General features: G+C 71.8%; 24 protein-coding genes. 3 read left to right on the plus strand and 21 right to left on the minus strand.

What is annotated here, in order from left to right; translation table 11 throughout:
• Window position 1 precedes the first annotated feature (1 nt).
• The 11 genes from ACH4S9_RS20835 to ACH4S9_RS20885 all read right to left on the minus strand — a co-directional run bounded on the left by ACH4S9_RS20835 (window position 2) and on the right by ACH4S9_RS20885 (window position 9,129).
• Entirely contained in the window at window positions 2–1,000 is a 999-nt protein-coding gene (locus tag ACH4S9_RS20835; protein WP_398373502.1) for a 2-hydroxyacid dehydrogenase, read from the minus strand.
• Window positions 997–2,043, minus strand: a complete 1,047-nt coding sequence (locus tag ACH4S9_RS20840; RefSeq protein WP_311728920.1) for a LacI family DNA-binding transcriptional regulator — start codon at window positions 2,041–2,043, stop codon at window positions 997–999. Before ACH4S9_RS20840 ends, ACH4S9_RS20835 begins: the two co-directional genes overlap by 4 nt.
• Before the next feature lie 187 nt (window positions 2,044–2,230).
• Window positions 2,231–3,421: a cytochrome P450 gene (locus ACH4S9_RS20845; protein ID WP_398373503.1), complete on the minus strand. Its 1,191-nt coding sequence runs from the start codon at window positions 3,419–3,421 to the stop codon at window positions 2,231–2,233.
• Window positions 3,422–3,524: 103 nt separating this feature from the next.
• Window positions 3,525–4,748, minus strand: a complete 1,224-nt coding sequence (locus tag ACH4S9_RS20850; protein ID WP_398373653.1) for a right-handed parallel beta-helix repeat-containing protein — start codon at window positions 4,746–4,748, stop codon at window positions 3,525–3,527.
• Between the two features lie 123 nt (window positions 4,749–4,871).
• Window positions 4,872–5,105: a hypothetical protein gene (locus tag ACH4S9_RS20855; protein ID WP_385337128.1), complete on the minus strand. Its 234-nt coding sequence runs from the start codon at window positions 5,103–5,105 to the stop codon at window positions 4,872–4,874.
• A 153-nt stretch (window positions 5,106–5,258) separates the two neighbouring features.
• Window positions 5,259–6,272: a phosphotransferase family protein gene (locus ACH4S9_RS20860; RefSeq protein ID WP_385337130.1), complete on the minus strand. Its 1,014-nt coding sequence runs from the start codon at window positions 6,270–6,272 to the stop codon at window positions 5,259–5,261.
• Window positions 6,273–6,355: 83 nt separating this feature from the next.
• Window positions 6,356–6,730 carry a hypothetical protein gene (locus ACH4S9_RS20865; protein ID WP_311728925.1) on the minus strand — a complete coding sequence of 125 codons (375 nt, stop codon included), beginning with the start codon at window positions 6,728–6,730 and terminating at the stop codon, window positions 6,356–6,358.
• 89 nt (window positions 6,731–6,819) lie between these two features.
• The gene (locus ACH4S9_RS20870) at window positions 6,820–7,269 is read right to left on the minus strand and encodes a roadblock/LC7 domain-containing protein (protein ID WP_311728926.1); all 450 of its coding nucleotides are present in this window, start codon (window positions 7,267–7,269) and stop codon (window positions 6,820–6,822) included.
• Between the two features lie 37 nt (window positions 7,270–7,306).
• On the minus strand, window positions 7,307–8,083 hold the full coding sequence (locus tag ACH4S9_RS20875; protein WP_398373504.1) for a transcriptional regulator: 777 nt from the start codon (window positions 8,081–8,083) through the stop codon (window positions 7,307–7,309).
• Entirely contained in the window at window positions 8,080–8,511 is a 432-nt protein-coding gene (locus ACH4S9_RS20880; protein ID WP_398373505.1) for a hypothetical protein, read from the minus strand. The genes ACH4S9_RS20875 and ACH4S9_RS20880 overlap by 4 nt, the downstream gene beginning before the upstream one ends.
• A 147-nt stretch (window positions 8,512–8,658) precedes the next feature.
• Window positions 8,659–9,129, minus strand: coding sequence for a MarR family winged helix-turn-helix transcriptional regulator (locus ACH4S9_RS20885; protein WP_398373506.1), 471 nt, complete (start codon window positions 9,127–9,129; stop codon window positions 8,659–8,661).
• A gap of 159 nt (window positions 9,130–9,288) precedes the next feature.
• On the opposite strand from ACH4S9_RS20885, the gene ACH4S9_RS20890 reads away from it, so the two are divergent.
• Entirely contained in the window at window positions 9,289–10,161 is an 873-nt protein-coding gene (locus ACH4S9_RS20890; protein WP_398373507.1) for an NmrA/HSCARG family protein, read from the plus strand.
• Window positions 10,162–10,227: 66 nt separating this feature from the next.
• Here the strand turns inward: ACH4S9_RS20890 and ACH4S9_RS20895 are convergent, their stop codons facing one another.
• Both ACH4S9_RS20895 and ACH4S9_RS20900 read right to left on the minus strand, forming a co-directional pair.
• On the minus strand, window positions 10,228–10,941 hold the full coding sequence (locus ACH4S9_RS20895) for an HAD family hydrolase (protein WP_311728931.1): 714 nt from the start codon (window positions 10,939–10,941) through the stop codon (window positions 10,228–10,230).
• 30 nt (window positions 10,942–10,971) lie between these two features.
• Window positions 10,972–12,312: an MFS transporter gene (locus ACH4S9_RS20900; protein WP_385337144.1), complete on the minus strand. Its 1,341-nt coding sequence runs from the start codon at window positions 12,310–12,312 to the stop codon at window positions 10,972–10,974.
• Window positions 12,313–12,393: 81 nt separating this feature from the next.
• On the opposite strand from ACH4S9_RS20900, the gene ACH4S9_RS20905 reads away from it, so the two are divergent.
• A complete protein-coding gene (locus tag ACH4S9_RS20905) occupies window positions 12,394–13,431 on the plus strand; it encodes a PfkB family carbohydrate kinase (protein ID WP_398373508.1) in 1,038 nt (345 codons plus the stop codon).
• A gap of 31 nt (window positions 13,432–13,462) precedes the next feature.
• On the opposite strand, the gene ACH4S9_RS20910 is transcribed toward ACH4S9_RS20905, so the two are convergent.
• The 8 genes from ACH4S9_RS20910 to ACH4S9_RS20945 all read right to left on the minus strand — a co-directional run bounded on the left by ACH4S9_RS20910 (window position 13,463) and on the right by ACH4S9_RS20945 (window position 19,860).
• Window positions 13,463–13,963: an NUDIX hydrolase gene (locus ACH4S9_RS20910; protein WP_311728934.1), complete on the minus strand. Its 501-nt coding sequence runs from the start codon at window positions 13,961–13,963 to the stop codon at window positions 13,463–13,465.
• 14 nt (window positions 13,964–13,977) lie between these two features.
• On the minus strand, window positions 13,978–15,312 hold the full coding sequence (locus tag ACH4S9_RS20915) for a UbiD family decarboxylase (RefSeq protein WP_398373509.1): 1,335 nt from the start codon (window positions 15,310–15,312) through the stop codon (window positions 13,978–13,980).
• Entirely contained in the window at window positions 15,240–15,827 is a 588-nt protein-coding gene (locus ACH4S9_RS20920; RefSeq protein WP_352132217.1) for a phosphoribosyltransferase family protein, read from the minus strand. The genes ACH4S9_RS20915 and ACH4S9_RS20920 overlap by 73 nt, the downstream gene beginning before the upstream one ends.
• Window positions 15,820–16,980 (minus strand): IMP dehydrogenase, encoded by a 1,161-nt coding sequence (locus tag ACH4S9_RS20925; RefSeq protein ID WP_398373510.1) that lies wholly within the window; start codon window positions 16,978–16,980, stop codon window positions 15,820–15,822. The genes ACH4S9_RS20920 and ACH4S9_RS20925 overlap by 8 nt, the downstream gene beginning before the upstream one ends.
• A 38-nt stretch (window positions 16,981–17,018) precedes the next feature.
• Entirely contained in the window at window positions 17,019–17,633 is a 615-nt protein-coding gene (gene folE / locus ACH4S9_RS20930) for a GTP cyclohydrolase I (protein WP_311728938.1), read from the minus strand.
• Window positions 17,633–18,262 carry a 7-carboxy-7-deazaguanine synthase QueE gene (locus tag ACH4S9_RS20935; RefSeq protein WP_398373654.1) on the minus strand — a complete coding sequence of 210 codons (630 nt, stop codon included), beginning with the start codon at window positions 18,260–18,262 and terminating at the stop codon, window positions 17,633–17,635. Before ACH4S9_RS20935 ends, folE begins: the two co-directional genes overlap by 1 nt.
• 146 nt (window positions 18,263–18,408) lie before the next feature.
• Window positions 18,409–18,798: a 6-pyruvoyl trahydropterin synthase family protein gene (locus tag ACH4S9_RS20940; protein ID WP_398373511.1), complete on the minus strand. Its 390-nt coding sequence runs from the start codon at window positions 18,796–18,798 to the stop codon at window positions 18,409–18,411.
• Between the two features lie 237 nt (window positions 18,799–19,035).
• Window positions 19,036–19,860 carry a hypothetical protein gene (locus tag ACH4S9_RS20945; RefSeq protein WP_311728940.1) on the minus strand — a complete coding sequence of 275 codons (825 nt, stop codon included), beginning with the start codon at window positions 19,858–19,860 and terminating at the stop codon, window positions 19,036–19,038.
• Between the two features lie 214 nt (window positions 19,861–20,074).
• On the opposite strand from ACH4S9_RS20945, the gene ACH4S9_RS20950 reads away from it, so the two are divergent.
• Window positions 20,075–20,587 (plus strand): ArsR/SmtB family transcription factor, encoded by a 513-nt coding sequence (locus tag ACH4S9_RS20950; protein ID WP_398373512.1) that lies wholly within the window; start codon window positions 20,075–20,077, stop codon window positions 20,585–20,587.
• The last annotated feature ends 2 nt before the right edge of the window (window positions 20,588–20,589 follow it).

A 20,589-nucleotide genomic window follows, 5' to 3' on the forward strand; every position in this document is an offset into this window, starting at 1 on the left:
TTCACGGCGCCACCGCCACGACGTTGCGCAGCGGCTCGCCCGCGGCCAGCCGGCCGATGTTGGCGGCGATGTCTTCGGCCCGGCGCGCGAAGGTCTCGCGGGTGAGGCCCGAGGAGTGGGGTGTCATCAGCACGTTGTCCAGCGTTTCGAAGGGATGGCTGCTGGGGGCCGCGGAGTGTCCATCGGCCGGGTAGCGGTACCAGACGTCGAGCGCGGCCCCGCCGATCGCGCGGTCGCTCAGGGCGCGGTAGAGCGCGTCCTCGTCCACGACCGGGCCGCGGCCGACGTTGACCAGCACCGCCGACGGGCGCATCCGGGACAGCTCGGCCGCGCCGATCAGCCCCGTCGTCTCGGGAGCGAGCGGCGCCGACACCACCACCAGGTCGGAGCCCTCCAGCAGTGAGCCGAGGTCGCAGATGGTCCCGGACCAGTCCAGCCCCTCGGCCGCCGCGTCCACCTCGCCGCGCCGGGTGACCGCCACGCCCCGCGCGCCGAACGCCCGGAACCGCTGCCAGCAGCGCGCGCCGATGTGCCCGAAGCCGATGAACCCGACCGTCGCCGCGCCCAGCGTGTCCACCCAGGGGGAGCGCGGGTCGTACGCGGGGGAGTCCCACCGCGCGTGGCGCAGCGCCTCGTGCTGCCGCAGAAAGCCGCGGCGCAGCAGGATGGCGGCCGAGACGGCGTACTCGGCGATCGAGTCCTCGTGGTGGAAGGTGTTCGCGACCTGGGTCCCCGGGGGCAGCGCGGCGATGTCGATCCCGTCCGTTCCGGCGCCCGCCGCGTGGACCAGGCGGAGCCGGGTGGCGATCTCGGCCCTCCGGCGGTCGCACTTCCCCGACACCAGCACATCCGCCGCCTTCAGGGCGGCCTCGACCGCGGCGCCGTCCCGGACGTCCGGCCAGCTGACGGACACCCCGTCCGGGAGCGCGGCCTCGAACTCGGCGCGCAGCGGGTCGAGATTGGGGTCGACGACCACCACGGTCAGTGTGTCGGCGGTCATGATCCGCTCCTTTCCGCTTTCGCGCGGCCCGCCACGGCACCGTGCCCGTCGGGCCGGGTACGGGCCGCGCCGGTCGAGCCGCGCACGATGAGCTGGGTCGGCAGCCGCAGGGTGCGCGGGGTCTGCCGCTCGCCCCCGATGACCTTGCCCAGCAGCTCCAGGGCGAGCGCACCGGCCCGCACCATCGGCACCGCGATGCTGGTCAGGGACGGCTGCGACACCTCCGCGAACGGGATGTCGTCGACGCCGATCACGCTCAGCTCCTCGGGGACGCTCACCCCCAGCGCCCGGGCGCCGGAGACCACCCCGAGCGCCACCAGGTCGTTGTGCGCGATCACCGCGGAGGCGCCCGAGGCCAGCACACCGGCAGCGGCGGCGGTCCCGCCCGCCACCGTCTCGGACTGCCAGCCGAGCAGCGTCAGCTCCAGCCCGGCCCGCTCGCTCTCCGCGCGGATCAGCTCCACGCGCTGCGCGTTGGACCAGGAGCGCTGCATGCCCTGGACGTAGCCGATGTGACGATGGCCGAGCGCGGCCAGGTACTCGACGGCCTGGCGCATGCCCTGGGTGGCGTCGGCCAGCACACAGTCCGCGCCAGGGGTCTCACGGTTGACCAGCACGGCGGGCGTACGGCCGCAGATGTCGAGGACCTCTTCGCCGTCGAGCCGGGGCGAGCACACGATCAGCCCGTCCGCCTGCTCGCGCAGATGGGCGAGGACTTCGCGCTCGTGGTCCGGGTCGAAGTCGGTGTCGGCGAGCACGACGGTCTGCCCGCGGCGCCAGCCCGCACCCTGCGCGGCCTTCACAAAGGCGCCGAACACGGGGTTGGCGATGTCGGGTACGACGACGGCGACCGTGGCGGTGCCCGCGTCGGCGGTCGGCTCGGCCGTGCGCGCCACGGGTGGCTCGTAGCCCAGCTCCTGCGCGACGGTCAGTACCTTGCGCAGGGTCTGCGGTCCGAGCCGGTTGGGGTCGCTGAACGCGCGGGAGGCCGTGGACAGCGCGACATTGGCGCGCTTGGCCACATCAGTGAGGGTGGGGGTCATGGGGACTCCGCTCCTGGTGCGACGGAGTGGGGGAGGTGAACGACATGTTTCATGGTCGTCACCCTTGCGCAACCTTGTCAACGCTTGCCAAAACATTGGCAAGGGCACCGGAGGCTCTGGATCAAGGCGTGGGCGGAGGGGCGATCTGAGTGCAAACGCTCAGGTGGGGGCGGGGCCGGGGCCGGTCTCACACTCGGCACTCGACGGCGCAGCCGCGCAGCTCGTAGCCGGCGATCTCGTCCTTGAAGCCGACCTTCGGCGGGGCCGCCATCCGGATTCCCGGCAGGGCGAACAGACGGCTGAGGAAGATGTCCGTCTCCAGGATCGCGATATGGGCGCCGGGACACTTGTGCGGGCCGTCCCCGAACGACAGCCCGGCCGCACCGGAGCCCTCGGACACGGGGCGGCCGGGGCAGATCCGCTCAGGCCGCCCGCCCATCGCGCGCGCGTCGACATTGGCGCGCTCGATGTCCACGTCCACCAGCGCCCCGGCCGGCAGCGTCACCGGGCTGTCGCCGCCGTCCAGCTCCAGCGGGGCGGTAGTACGGCGGCGGAGCCGGCCGATGACCGGCTCCAGCCGGAGGATCTCGTGCAGGATCGCGAGCCGGCCGGCCTCGTCCGCGCCCCGGTAGCGCGCGAGCAGCGCGCCGTCGGTGAACAGATGCCAGGCGGCCGCATTGATGAACTCCCGGGTGGTGACCATCCCCGCGGCGGCGAAGGTGAGGCACTCGCCGAGGATCTCGGCCGCCGAGCACCCCTCGTCCAGCAGATGGGAGATCAGGTCGTCCCGGCGCCGCCGGCGGCGGGCCCGCACGGCCGGGCGCACATCGGCCAGATAGACCCGCAGCCAGTTCGCGGTCTGGCGCAGCAGCCAGTAGATCCCGTGCAGGCTGGTCAGCCCCGGCCGCCCGAACTTCTCGGGGAAGAAGCGCTCCAGCCGGTGCCGGATGCCGGGCCGGCTCTCCGTCAGACCGATCACGGACGCGGCCACTTCGATCGACAGATGGAAGCTCAGATCGGCCAGATGGGCCCGCCCCGCGGCGCGGACCCTGCCGATCTGCACCTCCGCGGCCCGGACCATGACCTCGCGGTACCGCTCGTCGACGCGGCGGGGCGTGAAGAACCGGGCGGTCTGCCGTCGGTGCTCACGGTGTTCCGGGCCGTCCCGGTAGAGCACCGGCCGCCGGAGCCCCGACGGCAGGTTCTCCACGGTCTCGATGCCGAGACCGGCCTGCACGGTGCCGGTGGCGCGCAACACGGCGCGCGCCTCCGGGTATCCGCGCACCTGCCAGACCCCGTCGGGGCCCCGCCGCACCGGGCAGTCGGAGGCTCCGTCGGGGTCCGCCGACCGCTCGATCTTGCGCGCCCCGTGTTCCATCCGTCCCCCCCCCGCCTCCGGCCGGTCCGTCCGTCCCCAAGGACACTCGTCCCCCGTGGCGGGCCGGATTAACGCATTGCCGAAGCCCGGTGTCCGCGCGGCGTCAGAAGCGGGCGCCGAGGGCCGAGCCGTCGCGGGGGACGAGGAAGGGCGAGGACGGGATCGAACCGTCCGCCGCGCGCGGACCGGTGATCGTCGCCGGGTCGGTGCTCCGCACCGAGCTCTCGTTCCACACCCCGCCCAGATCCCAGGAGTTGCCCTTGGAGGTGGAGCTGCCGAGGTGGACCGGCTCGGTGTCCAGGAGGGAGAGGTTCGCGTCGAGCGTGGCGTGCGACCGGTCCGTCCGGAAGCCGCTGCCGCCGTTGCGGTAGGTGGTGGTGCGGGAGATGGCGAGGTTGCCCGGGTTGCCGTTGTCGGTGATGCCGTGCGCCGCGTTGCGGAAGGCGAGGGAGTTGCGCAGGGAGTGGTCGGCCGCCGGGTCCACGTCGCCACCGCCGCCCATCTTGAAGCCGTTGCCGTCACCGGTGAAGTCGGGGAAGTTCCACCGGTTGAACCCGTTTCCGTAGGCGATCGTGTTCTCGATGCTGATCGCGGAGGTGAACTGCCAGGCGTCGAAGCCGTCGTCCGCGTTGTTCCACAGCCGGGCGCCGCGGACCCGATTGCTCTCGCCCTGACCCTCCTTGATGGCCAGGCCGTCGGCGCTCTCGCCGTTCTTGCGCGGGTCGTGGTTGCCGTACGAGTCGAGGTTGGTGATCAGGTTGCGGCTGGAGGCGCCCTGGAGCTGGAAACCGGACTCGTAGTTGTCGCGCGTGGTCAGCCCGGTGAACTCGTTGTCGTTGCAGCCCGCGCAGTAGATCCCGTACGGCCCGCGGATGATCTCCAGGCCCTGGATCCGCCAGTACGACGCCTCCTGGTGGATCGCGCCGCGCTCGGCCCGGGGGATGGAGCCGCCCACGGGGGTGTGGCTGGCGGGCAGCCGCTCGCCGTCGATGACGACGTGCTCCCCGGAGTAGTTGGTCAGCGTGATGGGGCTGCCCGCCTTGCCGGAGGTGGCGATGGTGATGTTGTCGGTCAGCTCGTAGGTGCCGCCACGCACCGCGATGGTGTCGCCGGGGCCGCTGCTGTCCACCGCCGCCTGAATGGTGGCCAGCGGGTCCTCGAGGGTGCCCGCGCCCGTGTCGTGCCCGCCGACGGCCACGACGATCAGCCGCGCGTCGGCCGCGGGCGCCGCGGATGTCGGGGATGTCGCGGATAACGCCTGCGGCGCGCTCACCGCCGCCATCGACACCGCGCCGAGCAGCACCGTCACGGCTTTGTTGACCTTCACCTGGGCCCATCCCTTCACCGGTCCGTCCTGGCTCCCGGCTCTACGTCGCCGCTCCGGCCGGATAGGTTGCCGCCCCAGGGGCCGGGGCGCCCCGCGGGGGACACCCCGGCGGTGGACGGGGGGCTACAGGCTCTGCGAGAGCAGCAGCTCGTGGGCCAGCCGGGCGCCGCGGGACGCCGCCTCCGCGGCGGCGGTGTCCTGCGTCGGGATGTTCTCCAGGCCCTGGGCGAGCGCCCGGACCGCGTCGGCCAGGGTCTGCACATGCGTCTCCAGCAGCCGCAGCCGGTCCTCCTCACTCTGCGTGCCCAAGGTGCTCGGGCGGGTTCCGGCCTCGTGTTCGGTGGTGTGGTGCGTCATCTCCGGGCCCTCCTCCCGGGTGCGGTGGTCTCCAAGGAGAGGCGTCTCCTCTCAGCCTCGCACCTGGGACGGCGCCGCGGTATGCGGTGGCGGCGGACACCGACGGTGACGGCGGCGCCACGGGGCCGACGCGGCGCGGGGGCGGTACGGGCGTCAGGCGCGGATCGTCTCCATGTCCCGCAGGGCCGCGAGGAGTTGTGGTGTCACATGCCGGTGGGTGCGGGCCGACTGCTCCGGGGGATATCCCCGGGGCACCGTCTCCACCAGCATGATCAGATAGAGATAGGCGCGGTAGAGCGCCAGCCGCAGCCGCACGGAGGCGTCGAAGCGCGGAGGGCCGGCGACCTCCGCGTAACCGGCCACGAAGTCCGCGTCCTCCTCCAGGTTTCCGAGCAGCGCCAACGAGACGAAGTCGGCCACGGGGTCGCCCCAGAACATCCGCTCGCCGTCGATGACACCGCTGAGGGTCCGGGCCCCCGCCTCGCCGTCGAGCAGCAGGTTTCCGTCCCACAGGTCGAAGTGGACCAGGGCGGGCCGGGCCACGTCGTCGAGTGCGCCCGCCGCCGCGGCGAACAGCTTTCTGACCTGGGCCGGTGGCACGGGGAGCGGCGCCCGGTACCGCTCGGCGTCGTCGAGTACCGCGTCCGTCATCGCGATGAACGCCTCCCGCCAGCTCGCGGACAGGGGGCCGAACGGCTCGGCGGGGTAGCCGAAGGCGGTTCCCGTCACGGTGTGGAGTCGGGCCACCAGCCGTCCGAGCTCCTCCCTGAGGCGGCGGCGCTCGTCGTCCCCGATCGCCCCGGAGAGCTGGTGCCACGGTGCGCCGGGGCGGAGGGTGCTGATCAGATAGGGCCCGCAGGCCGCGTGCGGGTCGAGTTCGCTGTGCACGATCTCCGGCACCGGGATGTCCGCCGCCAGGGCCGCCGAGGTGTAGAAGACCACTTCGCCCCGCAGGATGTCCCGCTCGTAGCCGAGTGCGGGGGTCTGTGCGGGCGGGGGGACCTTCACCACCCACTGCCGGCGGTCGTCGAGGTCGACGCGCACCACGGTGTTGTACGTCCCGCCGGTCAGGGGTGTGCAGTGCGCGGCGTCCGCGTCGGCGACCCCCGCGGCCTTGAGCGCGGCGGCGGCCGCGGCGACCTGGTCGTCCTGGGGCTGTCGGCTCACGCGTGTTCCTCCTCGGCGGGCCACCCACCCGGCAGCCGGCCCGAGGGACGGGTTCCGGGCCGGAGGCCGGGTGGGCTTTCGGGTCAGACCTCCAGGTCGCCCTCGATCTTACGCAGTTGATGACGGGCCATCGCCAGGTTGGCCCGGTTCTTGTCCAGCGCCAGATAGAGGAAGAGCCCCTGGCTGTCCCGCCCCTTCAACAGCCGGATCAGGTGGTACTGGCTGCCGAGGGTGATCAGGATGTCCTCGATGCTGTCCTTGAGACCGAGCTGCTCCATGGTGCGCACCTTGGCGCGCACCACATCCGTGTTGCCCGCGGCGGCCACCGTCAGGTCGAGCTCCTTCCCTCCGCCCAGGGTGCCCAGGGCCATACCGCTGGAGTAGTCGACCAGCGCGACGCCGAGCGCGCCCTCGATGCTCGTCATCGCCTCTTTGAGCGCGGTCTGGGTGTTCGCCATGATCGTGGCAGTTCCTTTCGATGGGTGGTGTCCGGATGGTGCCGCTGTCGCGGCGGTGGGGGAAACCAAGGTGGGAGGGGACCGTGTGGTCAGGCCTGCTCGGCCTGGCCGAGTGCGTCGCCGACCAGTTCGGCGACGCGCGCGCCCGCCCTACGGGCCTCCAGATGGAGCCGGCCGACGTTGGTGCGCCCGTCCGCCAGCACGGTCAGGACGGCCGCGGGACCCGCGGCGTAGGTGGCGACATAGCCGTCCTCGCCCCGTACCAGCAGCTCGCGGAAGGCCCCCCGGCCGGTGGCCTCCGCCATCGACCGCGCCACCCCGAGGGCCGCGGCGGTCAGCGCGGCGACCCCCTCGGGCTCGATGGCGGCCGTGTCGTGCGCCAGCACCAGGCCGTCGCTGGTGGCGGCCAGGGCCCCGGTCACATCGGCGACGCGCGCCCGCAGCCGCCTGAGCTCCTCCAGCACCTCGGGCTCGGCGGCCATCAGCTGCTTCCTTTCCGTGCGCTGCCGCTCCGTGCGCTGCCGCAGGGTGCGTCTCATGAGGCCGGTCACCGGGCGGGCCGGGCGGTCGGGGGAATCACAGGTGTGCCTCCAAGGCGTCACGGAGCCGGCGCAGCAGGGTGATGTCGGGGTCGGCGAAGACGGCCGCGGCGGGGCCGCGGCCCGGGGTCGGTGGCGGGGGAGTGCGGGGCCGGGGTGTCTCGACGTGTCCCGCGGCCGCCAGCCGCCGGATGTCGATGAGGGTGTGGAAGGCGGGGCGCCCCAGGGCCCGGGCGATGGCGGCGGGGGTGCGGACGCCGTCGGCGAGCGCCAGCACCGCGCGCTGGCGGCGGGTGACCGGCGGGGCGTGGGCGTCGGAGCGGCGGGCCGCCACGGGCTCCTGGTCGACCTGCGGATACGGCCACAGATCGGCGAGCAGTTCCTGGCGGCGAAGGGTCTCCCGCTCGACGGCGCCCGCGTCCACCGGGCGCACCGGGCCCAGCCAGTGGGCCGCGCCCCGGTAGAAGCCGCGCGGACGGCTGTCGGGGCCCAGCGCGAAGTACGCGGCGTCGAACAGCGCGCCCAGGTGGCAGATCTCCAGCTCCGCGAGCGACAGCCGGCCGGTGTCGACGAGGCACCGGCCGACGCCGCCGAACGCCTCCCTCCGGTCCACCGCCTCCCGCCAGGAGTCGGCGGTGAGCCGCCCGCAGACGGTCAGCAGCACATCGATGCCGGGGGCCGCGGCGCTCTCGGCGTGCATCACCCGGCCCTCGGTCAGATACACCGTGCCCGCGTCGCACAGCAGGGCGCCACTGGCCCGCTCGGCGGCGAGTTCGGCGAGGCCGGGCGCGCGATGGGCTCTGCCGGAGGTCATATGAGCGCCAGACGCCGGGCCAGATCGCGCAGCCGCATCCGGGCGAACGCCAGGTTTCCCTCCTGGCGGTCGAGCCACAGATAGAGGAAGACACCGCTGTCGAAGGCCGTGTCGACGAAGCGCAGCAGGTGGTAGCAGGTGCGGGTGGTGACGATGACGTCTTCCACGGGCGCCGCCCCGGCCGCCTCGTCCTCCGTGTCCGTGTCCGTGTCTGTGCCTGTGTTGTCTGCCATGAGCGAGGCGAACGCGGTCTGTTCGGCGGCCATGCGGGCCAGTTCCGCGGTCTCCGCGGCGGTGGCCTCGGGGTCGCCGCCCCGGGTCTCGCCGACCATGCCGAGCGCGAGCCCGCTGGTCCACTCGATCACGGCCGCTCCCCGCGCGCCGTGCACGGTCATGGCCTCGAGCAGACACTCGTCGATTCCGGGCATGCGGCTCCCCTCCAGCGTGGCCCGAGTCGCACCGGCGGCGTTTCGCCAGTGACGACGAGGTTACGCACCGTTCAGCCTTGGGGAGGGAAATCCGGCAATGCTCCGAAACAACGGGGTGTTTGTAGTAGAGTCCGCGGCCCCGTCGGGTCAGGTCACGGGCGGCCGCTCGGCGAGCCGGGTCATCTGGCGGCGCGCCAGTTCGGTGGTCCGCCGCATATGCCGCAGCAGCACGGCGAGATCGGCCTCGCCGTCCTCGTGGAACAGTTCCTCCCAGCCGGCGCCCAGCTCCCGCCACACGGCGCCGAACCGCTCCAGCGCCCCCGGCACCACCTCCACCAGGACCCGCCGCCGGTCCTTCTCGTCCCGGCGGCGGGTGACCTGGCCGGCCTTCTCCAGCCGGTCCACCAGCCGGGTGGCCGAGCCGCTGGTCAGCCCGGTCAGCTCGGCGATCCGCCCGGTGGTGACCGGGCCGTCCTCGAGCGTGAGGAGGTTGAGGCACTGGAGATCGGTGGGGTGCATCCCCAGATGGTCCGCCACCGCCTGGTTGAACAGGATGTACGAGGCCATATAGCGCCGGGATTCCGGCCCCAGCTCCGCCAGCAGATCTTCGCGTGCCATCGGCAGGGCCTCCCGCGCCTCTCCGTCTCCAAATGGGGCGTCTCGTGCCGGCCGCGGACGGATGCGCCGCGCGGCCGCTGCGCCGCGCAGACATCTTACGGCCGGGCCGAGGCCATAATTATTTGCGTCACGCAGTCACTGCGTCCTATGTTTCTCTGCGTGACACAGATAAGTGATCAGCTTCCGGTGGCCGTGACCGGTGCCACCGGCGCCCAGGGCGGCGCCACGGCCCGAGCGCTGCTCCGCCTCGGCCGCCCCGTCCGCGCCCTCACCCGCGACCCCGCCTCGCCTGCCGCCGCCGAATTGCGGGCGCTCGGCGCGGATGTGGTCCGGGCCGACTTCGACGACCAGGATTCGCTGGCGGCCGCGCTCGCCGGCACCGCGGTGCTCTTCGCGATGTCCACGCCGTTCGGCAGCGACCTCTCCGCCGAGGTGCGCCAGGGGGTCGCCCTGCTGGACGCGGCTGCCGCCGCCGGGGTGCGGCACACCGTCTTCACCTCGGCCGCCAACGCCGACCGGTCCACGGGCATCCCGCACTTCGAGAGCAAGTGGCGGATCGAGCGGCACCTCGCCACCCTCGATATGCCATGGACGGTGATCGGCCCGGGCGCCTTCATGGAGAACTACGCGAACGGCTGGACCACGCGATCGCTCCGCGAGGGGGTCTTCCCCCTGCCCATGCCGCCCGGGCGCCCGCTGCCGGTGATCGCCGCGCGGGACATCGGCGCCTTCGCGGCCCTGGCGCTGACCCGTCCGGCGGAGTTCGCCGGGCGCCGGATCGACATCGCCTCGCAGTGGCGGACCCCCGAACAGATCGCCGCCGCGATCAGCGCCGCGAGCGGCCGTCAGATCCGCTTCCAGGAGGTGCCGCTGGCGGTCGCCGAGACCTACTCGGACGACCTGGCCGCCATGTTCCGCTACTTCCAGGAGACCGGGCTGGACGTGGACATCGACGGACTGCACCGCGACCACCCCGGAGTGGGCTGGCACACCCTCGAGAAGTGGGCCGCCGACCGCGCGTGGGACCTCTGACGCCCCTCGGGCCCCCGCCGGGCCCGAACCGCCGTGTCCCAGCCGGGTGGGACACGGCGTACGAGGTCAGCGGGACGGCTGCTGAGCCGCCCAGGAGTCGAGCACCGTCAGCACGTCCTTGAGGGTGTGCGCGGTGGCGTCGGGCTCGGCCGAATCCGGCCCGAGCTCCTCGTCGGGGATCTCGCTGTGCGGCACCCAGATCGTGCGCATACGGGCCTGCCGCGCACCGTAGATGTCCTCGAAGAGCCGGTCCCCGACGAAGGCGCACGCGCCGGGGTTGTCGGCGCCCAGCCGCTCGGCGATCAGCTCGAAGATGAGCGGGTTGGGCTTGGTCCAGGGCACCTCGCTGGAGTACACCGCGGCGTCGATGAGGTCATGGACGCCGTCCCGCTCGAAGATCTCGTGGTGCCATTCGGCCGACCACAGCGTGTTGGACAGCACGCCGACGCCCAGGTCCCGCTCGCGCAGCGTGCGCAGCAGTTCGGCCCCCTCCGGGTCGAGATAGGTGTGCTCCTCCCAGGCCCGCCGGTAGGCCGCGATCGCGGTGCCGTCCGGCACCACCTCCGCGGCGCGGAACACCTCGTCGAGGGTGGCCGAGCACTGGGTGTCCCGGCAGCGGGCCGCCAGGTCCCGGTCGGCCCGCAGCAGCCGCTGGGCGAGGTCCGGCGCGCCGTCCGGGTCGATCTCGCGCGCGGTCTCGAGCCAGATGCCCGCCAGATCCACCGTGTGCCACGGAGTGAGCGTTCCCGCCCAGTCGAAGACGACGTACTTGATGGTCATGCTGTTCCTCACCCTTCCCGCCCGAACCGGTCACGCCTGCCGTTCCCTGCCCACCGCGGCCCGCAGCAGTACGACGCCGACCGCGCATCCGGCCAGCAGCGTCGGTCCCACCGCCCACCACCCGTCAGCCGCGGTGACGACCAGACCCACCAGCGGCGGTCCCGCGAGCGATCCGACGCTGCCGAGCTGGGCCACCAGGCCGTTGGCGACGCCGACGTCCGCGCTGGTCCTCACCACGAGGGGGAGGGCCGCGAAGACGGTGGCGACGACCAACTCGTTGGTGACCGCGATCAGCACCGCGCTGGTCATGGAGATGCCCAGCCCGCCCGTCGCCCCGAAGGCGGCGAAGGCGCCGGCCGGCATCAACAGAGCAGCCGTGAAAAGGTACTTCATGGGCGCCCCCCGGCGCAGCAGCACACTCGCCGCGAAGCCCCCCGCGACCCCGGCGAAGGACACGCTTCCGGTGAGCGTCCCGGCCGCCGCGGTGGGCACGTCGAACTCGTCGTGCAGATAGGTGGGGTACAGCGCGACGAAGGTGACGATCGTGGCGCTGATGGTGGCGAACCCGGCGCCCAGCGCCACCGGGCGGGCGAGCCTGCGGGCGCGCGCCCGCAGGGCGGGGGACCCGGCGCCGTCCCCCGATCGCGTGACCCCCGAACCCTCCGGGGCCGGTCTGTCCGCGCCGGGTCTCGCCGATTCCGGTCCGTCCGAGTCCGAGCCCGCGTCCGCGTCCGCGGCGCGGGCCCCGGGCAGCCGGAGCGCCACACCGGCCACCACGAGGGTGGCGGCCGCGGCGACCGCCAGGGAGGTCCGCCAGCCGAACCCTCCGGACAGCAGCCCGCCGCCGAAGGCGCCCAGCGCGAGCCCCACCGGCATGAAGGTGCCCCAGATCGCCAGCGACACCGTGCGGTGCTCGTCGTCGCCGAGCCCCAGGATCAGCACGGGGGCCGCGATCACCACGACCACATAGCCCACGCTCTCCACCAGCCGCCCGCCGAGCAGCAGCGGAAAGCCACCGGCCCGGGAGACCAGCAGCCCCGCGAGCCCCATCACCACCAGACCGCCGATCAGCGTCCGCCGTGGATCAAGGGGGCGCAGCGCGAAGCTCACGGCCAGACCGAGCACCGCGGCCACCGCGGTGACCGAGGACGCGACCAGGCCCACTTGCCCCAGCGACAGTCCCAAGTCGCTCTCGAGGTCGATGGATACGGGGGTGATTCGGCCGATGCTGGTGGCGGCCATGACCCCCGACAGGTAAATTAATGTGAAATTCCACCAATAAGTGCGCTGCCCATGGACATGCTTGTTCTGCTCGCCGGATTCCGGAATCCCCGCGTCGGCGGTATCAGTGGTGTCGCTCTTCCTGCCCATCGGTCAAAGCCCTTTCCTTACGGGTCGACGAATCGGTCAACGGCATACATCGTGCGGAAACTCAGGGGAGGATCGCTCGACATGGTGGCAGCAGAGGATGGGACCGCGCCGCGCTCCGGCATTCTTGTGCTCGGTTCGCTGGCGATGGACCGTAAGTTTTTCGCCGCCGGGCTGTTCGGCCGCGGAGCGGCCCGCGGTGAAACGGTGTGGGCCGTGGAGCGGCACCACGGCGGCATCGGCCGGAATATCGCGACGAACGCGGCCCGGCTCGGCCTGCCGGTCACCTTCGTCGGCCTGTCCGGATTCGGCCCGGACGCGGCGGAGCTGGAGGGCGCGCTGTCCCGGCTGGGTGTCGTCCTCCACTTACGCCGCGCCGCCGAGGGCGTCGGCCGGTTCGACGTCACGCTGGATACGAACGGCTCACAGCTCTCCGCGCGCATCGCGCTGCCCGACCCGGCCCTCGGCAAGGCGCTGTGCGGACCGGAGCTGGCCAGGAGCATCGCCACCGCGGGCGCGGTGGTGATGGAGGGCGGGCTCGACGAGGACCTGATGGTGTGGGTGTCGGAACAGGCACGACGTCACGCGGTGCCGGTGTGCTGCCTGCCCACCCGGCAGGCCGACTTCGGCCCGCGCGCCCATCTGCTGCCCCGCTACGACGTGCTGGTCCTCAACGCCAAGGAGGCGCGCACCCTGCTGGGACAGGACCCCGGCGCGCCGGCCCGCCCCGCCGAGCAGGCAGGCCTGCTCCTGCGCCGGGGCCCGGAGGTGGTCGTGGTCACCGACGCCGCCCGAGGGGCCGCCCTGGCGACCGCGACGGGCCCCGGGCCGGTGCACCTCCCGGCCGAGCCGGGCGTATGCACCGACGACACGGGCGCGGGTGACGCGCTGGCCTCGGCCTTCGTCGTCGCCCTGGTGAACGGCGAGACACCGCGGGAGGCTCTGGCCCAGGGGCTGCGCGCGGCCCGGGTGACCATCGAGTGCCCGCAGACCACCTGCCACTCCCTGTCTCCGGCCGTCGTCGGTGCGGAGCCGACGGGGCGCGACCCTGTCGAAAGGGAGAGCGCGCGGAGGCCCCGAGGTACGAGGGGCCGAGCACGGTCGACCGTCGACAGGGGCTGAGGCGCCCCGGAGGCGTACGGAGTGTTGCAGTTCAGCCGCAGCTGACGGTGGAGGCCACCCGGTGCGCGCGCATCGTGATGCCGTCCGCGGCGAGGGCGCGCTCGATGACCTCGTGGTCGTACGACGCGAGCCCGGCGTCGGTGAGGATCTTCAGATCCGTGGAGTGCATCGGGAAGTCGTCGATGCTCCCCTGGCGGACCTCGCCCACGTTGTGCCCCGAGAAGCCCTCGGGCAGCTCATACGCGCGGTCGGCCAGGCAGGCGAACATCAGCAGGTGGTAGTCGCCCTGCTCCCACGCGCCGGTGAACTCGTAGACGGCGAAGAGCGAGCAGGAGTCCACGAGGATGCCGGTCTCCTCGTGGGCCTCCCGCCGCGCCGCGTCACAGGCCGCCTCGCCCGGCTCGATGCCTCCGCCCGGCAGCAGCCAGCTCCCGGCGTACGGCCCCTTCAGCTGGTGGACGAAGGTCACGGTACGGCCGGGCCCCGGCACCACCAGCAAGGCGGCGGGCAGCACACGGTCGAAACGGCTCATGCTGATGTCCTCATTCAGTACTCGGTGGGCCGCCCCTCGGGCGGAATGACCAAGGCCAGGCCCACGCGTTCGCCCTCCACCCTTCCCTTGCGGTGATATGGCTCCGTGTGCGTGGTGAAGCCATAAGTGGCCAGCGCCTGTCCGGGATTCGACAGGTCCGGGCCGCAGATGATCACCTTCGAGCGCACATCGAACGCCATCGCCTCCGCCACCAGCTCCTGGCTGGGCTCGTCGGACTCGATGTACGCCACGAACTCACCCCTGGCCTTGAGCGAGTAGCGTACCGAGCGTACGGAGTGCCCCCGACCGCGCAAATGCGCGTACATCAGATACTCGTTCTGGAAGCTCATCAGCGTCAGACCCGAGGTGGCCCCCGCCACGATGGTGGGAAACGGCGCGCCCGGCACGGCGGCCACCCGGTCGACCGTCATCACATTGCTGCGACGGGCCTCCGCGTAATAGCCCTTGAACTCGCCGAACGGGCCCTCGACCTCGTCCCTGGCCAGCACATGCCCCTCGATGACATGGGTGGCGTCGTCCGGCACCGGAGGGCTGCCGCCGAGGCCGAGCGGGCGCCCCAGCAGACGGGAGGCGATCTCGTAGTCGTCGCCCTCGGCGGGCAGCCGAGAGGCCGCCACCACGCTGATGGCGGGATCCGCGCCCAGGAACACCGAGATGGGCATGGGCCGTCCGCTCTCCAGCCAGGCCCGCAGATTGCGGTGGCCGTCGGTGCGCGGGTCCAGGAAGATGCGGACCTCGTCGGGCGCGACCACCTGGATGCGGTAGAAGCCGAGGTTGACGCCGCTCCCGTCGGGCCGGGTCGTCACCCCCACGCCCGCGGTGATGTACGGTCCGGCGTCGCCCGGGCGGTGCTGGAGGATCGGCAGGGCGTGCAGCAGCCCGCCCAACTCCTCCCGGCGATGGCCGCCTTGGGACGCGCGCACGGGATGCGCGGGGCCCGTCAGCCGGTCCGACATCTCCTCCAGGCGCTTCTCCTCGGTGGTGCCGAGCGCGGCGAGCAGCACTGCCCGCGGATACGGGTGCCCGAGCACCCGCCCGCCGGGACACTCCGCGACCCGGGTGAACACCGTCGTCGGACGTGTCCCCAGGGTCTTCTCGAACTCGGCGAGGGCGCGCGCCACCTCCACCCGTCGGCTGAGCGGGGTGTCACAGGTGTACAGGTCCACCGCGTCGTAACAGGCGGGCAGGGACACCTCGGCGGCGTTCTCCACCGGCACGAGCCCGCGGCCGGGCAGCCCCCGCGGGCCTCCCGCCGTCATCGGCGCCCCGTCCGCGCGGTGGCCGGGAGGGGGCGGCAGTCCGCCGTGCTCTCCCGGTCGGTCTCCCACGGAAAGACGATCCAGTCGTCGATGACCGCGGGACAGTAGTCGGGCACATAGCCGGACCGGTGGTTGCGGACCACCGCGGCGAAGCGCACATCGGACCGCGCCACCCCGGCGTCCGCCAGATACGCCAGCACCACATCGGCCGTGGAGCCGGTGCCGACGATGTCGTCCACCACCAGCACCCGGTCTCCCGGGCCCAGCTCGGGCGGGGAGCCGATGTCGATGACCGGCGCCTGCTTGGCGGCGTAGCGGGTGTCGTCCGCGGTCCTGCGCACCCGGATGGTGTGCTGGACGGGCGCGTCGAGGGCGCAGGTGAGAAAGCCGGCCGGGGTGAGACCGCCGCGGGCCACCGCCAGCACCGCGTCCGGCCGGAAGCCCTCGTCCCGCACCTGTGCGGCGAGGTCCGCCATCAGCTCCCCGAAGGAGGCCCAGTCCAGGAGGTACGGCCCCTGCCGGGACCACATGCCGGGCCGCTCACCGGCCACCGCGGGGGGCGTCGTGTCTCCGGACTCACTCATCGCCCACCGCCCGGGAGACATGGTCGATGTCGATCTGCTCCGAGCGCTCGCGCGCGTGCGGGCGGTTCTCGGCCCGGCCCGCGGAGGTCACCCGGATGAACTCGGCGCGTTCCCGGAAGCCGGCCATGTCCCGCGCCCCCGAATAGCTCATCGCCGACTGCACACCGCCCATGAGCCGGCGCAGCGTCCTGGCCACCGGGCCGGTGGCGGGGAAGGTCGCCTCGGTGCCCTCCGGCACATAGTCGTCAACCTCTTCCCGGGTGATCCTCTCGCCCGCCGCATGGCGCAGCGTCAGCTTCATGCCCAGGGAGACGAACCCGTTGCTGACCCGGTACGAGCGCCCGTCCCGGGTCACCGGGGTGGCCGCGCTCTCGTCGGCGCCCGCGAGCGCGGAGCCCAGCATCACCGCGTGTGCCCCGGCCGTCAGCGACTTGGCGATGTCGCCCGACTCCCGGATGCCGCCGTCCGCGATCACCCCCACCCCCCGTTCGGCCGCCGCGGCCGCGCAGTCCATGACGGCGGTGAGCTGGGGGACTCCGGTGCCGGCCACCAGCCTCGTGGTGCACACCCCGCCGGGCCCGATGCCCACCTTGACCACATCGGCGCCGGCCTCCGCCAGGTCCACGACCCCCGCGGCCGTGCCCACGTTCCCCGCGACCAGCGGCATCCGCGGGTAGGCGGCCCGCAGTTTGGCCACCGCCTCGATCACCTGGTCGCTGTGGCCGTGGGCGACGTCCACGAAGAGGATGTCCGCCGCGTGTTCGACCAGGCGCTCGGCGCGCTCCCGCCAGTCGCCGGTGACCCCCACCGCGGCGCCGGCCAGCAGCCGTCCGTCGGCGGCGCGGGTGGCCTCGGGCGCCGCGCCCTCCTCTGACCGGTGCGCCTTGACCGCGTCCAGGTGGTCCAGCTGCTGCTCCACGGTCTGCATCCGGTGCAGCACGCCCAGACCGCCGCTCAGCGCCATGGCCACGGCCATCCGGTCGCCCGTGCACCACTGGGTGTTCGCCGAGATGACGGGCGTGCGCAGCACGACGCCCGGCAGCAGCTCCGAGGAGGTGTCGGCCTGGCGGCGACTGGTCAGCGAGGTGCGCTGGGGCACCAGCAGGACATCGTCGAAACTCAGCCCGGTCCGCGGAGGTTCACTTTTCCGCACGAGATCTGTCTCCCTTCTCGACTGGGGCGGCCGGGCGCTCAGGAGCCGGGGCCGCGGAACGATTCGCTGGTGAGGGTGAGCAACTCGGTGCGCCGGGCGCTGTCCTGGAGCGCGCCGCGCCACACGGCCGTGGTCATGGTGGCGGGGGTACGGATGCCGCGCATGGCCATGCACAGATGCTCCCCCTTGCCGATCACGGCGACGTCCGGGCAGCCGGTGAGCTTCTCGACATCGTCCGCGATGTCCTGCGAGAGCCGCTCCTGAGACTGGAGCCGGTGTGCGTGCTGGTGCGCGATCCGGGCGAACTTGCTGAGGCCCAGGACCTGTCCGCGGGGGAGGTAGCCGATGGTCATCCGGCAGGAGAAGGGTAAGAGGTGGTGTTCGCACAGCGACCACACATGGATGCCGGAGACGGCCACCAGATCACCGCTACAGCTGGACTCGAAGACCGTATCGGTCGAACCGGGAGCGTACTCGGTGAACTCACGCCACCAACGCGCGTAGCGGGCGGGCGTGTCGCGCAGCCCTTCGCGTTCGGGATCCTCACCGATCTCCACGAGAAGCTGTCGGGCGAGTATTTCCAGGGGATCCTGGGGCGTCGCGCTCCGGTCGATCCGGTTGCTCCCCGGCAATTCGCTTATTCCACTGCTCATCAAACACCTCGTTTACTGCCCCATATGGTCACATGCAGCCGTCCGGACAGATTCCACTTCCGTCCGACGACCTGGTCCGCGAGCGTGCGGATGCCCTCGCTGATCTCCTCGGGAGACTGTCCGCGCGGCATGATCCAAATGTTCTTCAGCGAGTGCTGTGCGACGAGCGCGTCCACCTCTTCCAGGTCGGAGGCCGCCGCACAGACGAACTTGAAGGCCGTGCCGGGAAGCCGGGTGAACTCGCGCATCACTTCCGGCACGATCCTGCGATTCTCGGCGACCCCCGAGTGGGCGAGTTTCGGCGACACGTTGAACCGCGCTCCGGTCGCGGTGAGCGCGTCTTCGGGGGCCACCGTCCCATTGGTCTCGATCTCCACCGCGACCCCCGCCCCGCGCAGCGCGCGGACCACCGGCACCAGCCTGCTCTGCTGGTTGAGCGGCTCCCCGCCGGAGACGACGATCAGGCCGACGCCGAAGTCCAGCAGCCGCCGCGCCACGTCGTCCGGGTCCAACGGGTGCAGCTCCTCGGCCGGGCGGTAGGCGATCCCGGTGTCCGAGACGCCCTTCCAGTCCCAGGTGTACGGAGTGTCGCACCAGCGGCAGTCCAGATTGCAGCCTCCCAGCCGCAGAAAGGCGCAGGACGTGCCCGTTGAGGGCCCTTCTCCCTGTACGGCCCTAGGTGGGCCCGAAGATCTCGTTGACCACGAGCTTCGGTGCCGTCACGTCCACCACCCCCTTTCGTGTCCTCCGTCGAGGATCGGGTCCCGGTCCGCCGTCAGAGGGGCGCGTCGACTCCGTTGGCGGAGGGACGGTAGGTCGCCCAGGTCTTGGGGGTCTCCGACACGCGTACGGCGGTGAGTTCGGGGAACTCCTTCACCCACCTCTCGTGGAGCCACATGGCGATGTTCTCCGCGGAGGGATTCACCCCGTCCAGCACATCGTTGAGATGCCGGTGATCCAGCGTCTCGTCGACCCACTTCTGGAACGAGGAGAGATCGCCGTAATCCCGGACGAAACCCGGACGTGCGAGATCTTCCGGCGCCGCGGACAGTTCCAGGACGACCACATAGTTATGGCCGTGCAGTCGGGCGCATGGGTGGCCGGACCGTAAATGATCCAGCTGGTGGCTCGCCGAGAAGTGAAACTCTTTGGTGATGGAGAGCATGATGAACCCTTCACCTCGCTTAAGTGAACAGGGGGCAGAAAAAATCTCCGCTCCGCTTTCCTGCTCAACGCCTTGTCGAGGATTCCCGAGCGCACGCCGGATCACAAGAGGGCCGTCCGGCCCTTTGGGCCCTTCAACCCAAGTGCGAGCGATCGTTGAGTGGTTCGCCCGCGCATGGAAATGTGGGGCCGGCTGCCGCCGACCCCACATTCACCGGTTTCCTCCGCCCCCGGAGGTTCAGGTGCCCTTCGACGCCTTGAAGTTACGGAAGAGCAGATAGGTGTCGAGGATGTCCGACGAGGCGCTTTCGACGGACCGGTAGATGCCCCACTTGGGCCGGACATAATCGTCCTGATCCGGGATCTTCACGCCCGACATGCTGCCCTGGACCGCCACCGGGGCCCCGGAGCCGGTGCCGTTGCGGGCCACGAACCCCGCCTTGCCGCTCGAGCCGATGGTGAGCGTCCACTCGATGGTGATCCACTTGTTGCGCAGCGGCGACAGGTTGGTCGAGGCGATGTCCGGCGACCCGGAGTTGGCGTACGCGCGGGCCCGCAGCGTCTCCGTGCTGCCGCTGCGGCCCAGGTCCAGGGTGACGTACGGGCCCCCGTTGTCCACGGGTGTCTTGGTCTGGAAGATATGCGTGAATTTGCTGGTGCCGTGCAGCGAGGTCGGCATGAACATCTCGTAGCCGATGGTCCATGTCTCGCCGTCGCGCATCTTCAGCTTCGAGCCGTCCTGCACCATGCCCTTGGACTCGGTGCGCTGACGGTCCCCGTCACCGGTGGTGTCCCGGTCGTCCTTCCAGATGTTGAAGCGGTAGTGATCACCTCCCTCGACGGTCACATAGTCCCGGTCGGGGTGGGCGCCTCCGCGGTCGGCCTCGATGCCCTCGAAGGCCTTGAGCCCGGCGCTTGACGGGTCCGGGTGCCAGAGCAGCTGCGGCGCCCGCGGGGCGGCCGACGCCTCCCGGCCCAGGGCGAGAGATGTGCCGACGGCGGCCGCGGTCATGGAGCCCAGTACCGCCCGGCGGCTGAGGTGGCGTGGAGCGTGTTCGGTCATGTTCGTTGGTTTCCTTCTGAGGATGTCAACCGATGACACACGCGGTGCGGACCTCTCACGATGGGCTGGCCCCCTAGGACTGTCAAGGTTCCTAACAATCTTTCATCCGACCTTTGCTCGGGCGACTTTCGTGTCTTGGGCCGTGCGGAATCGCTGAGCTGGGGCGCAGCAGGGGAGTTGCTCCGCTATTCCGGAATAACGTAATCTCCGTCCTATGGCTGGTGAGTCCCTGGAGAGACGGGTCGCCGCGCTCGAAGAACGGGTGGCGCGGCTGGAGGCAGAGCCCAAGGCGGAGCGGGACACGGTGTTCTGGGCCCTCGAGGGTCTGCGGAAGCGCCTCAGCGGCCCCGGTGAAGTGCTGTTCACCGGCGCGCTCGAACTCCCGACGGGCGAGACGTACGAATGGCAGCAAGGCGCCTCAACGGAAAGGCTGTTGGACGCCGACTGGTCGGAGTGCGCCGCGCCGCTCGCCGCCCTGGGCCACCCCGTCCGGCTCACTCTGCTGCGCGCCGCGCTGCGCGGCACCCGCTCCGCCGCGGAGCTCCAGGAGGTCGCGGGCCTGCACACCACCGGCCAGCTCTATCACCACCTCAAGCAACTCACCGCCACCGGCTGGCTTCAGGCCGAGGGCCGCGGCCACTACCAGGTCCCCGCGGGCCGGGTGGTGCCGCTGCTCGTCGTGCTGTCCACGGTGGTACCCACGGCAATCCGATCGACAGGGGAGTGACC

It is taken from the genome of Streptomyces sp. NPDC021225 (genome assembly GCF_044332865.1).
Taxonomy (GTDB): domain Bacteria; phylum Actinomycetota; class Actinomycetes; order Streptomycetales; family Streptomycetaceae; genus Streptomyces.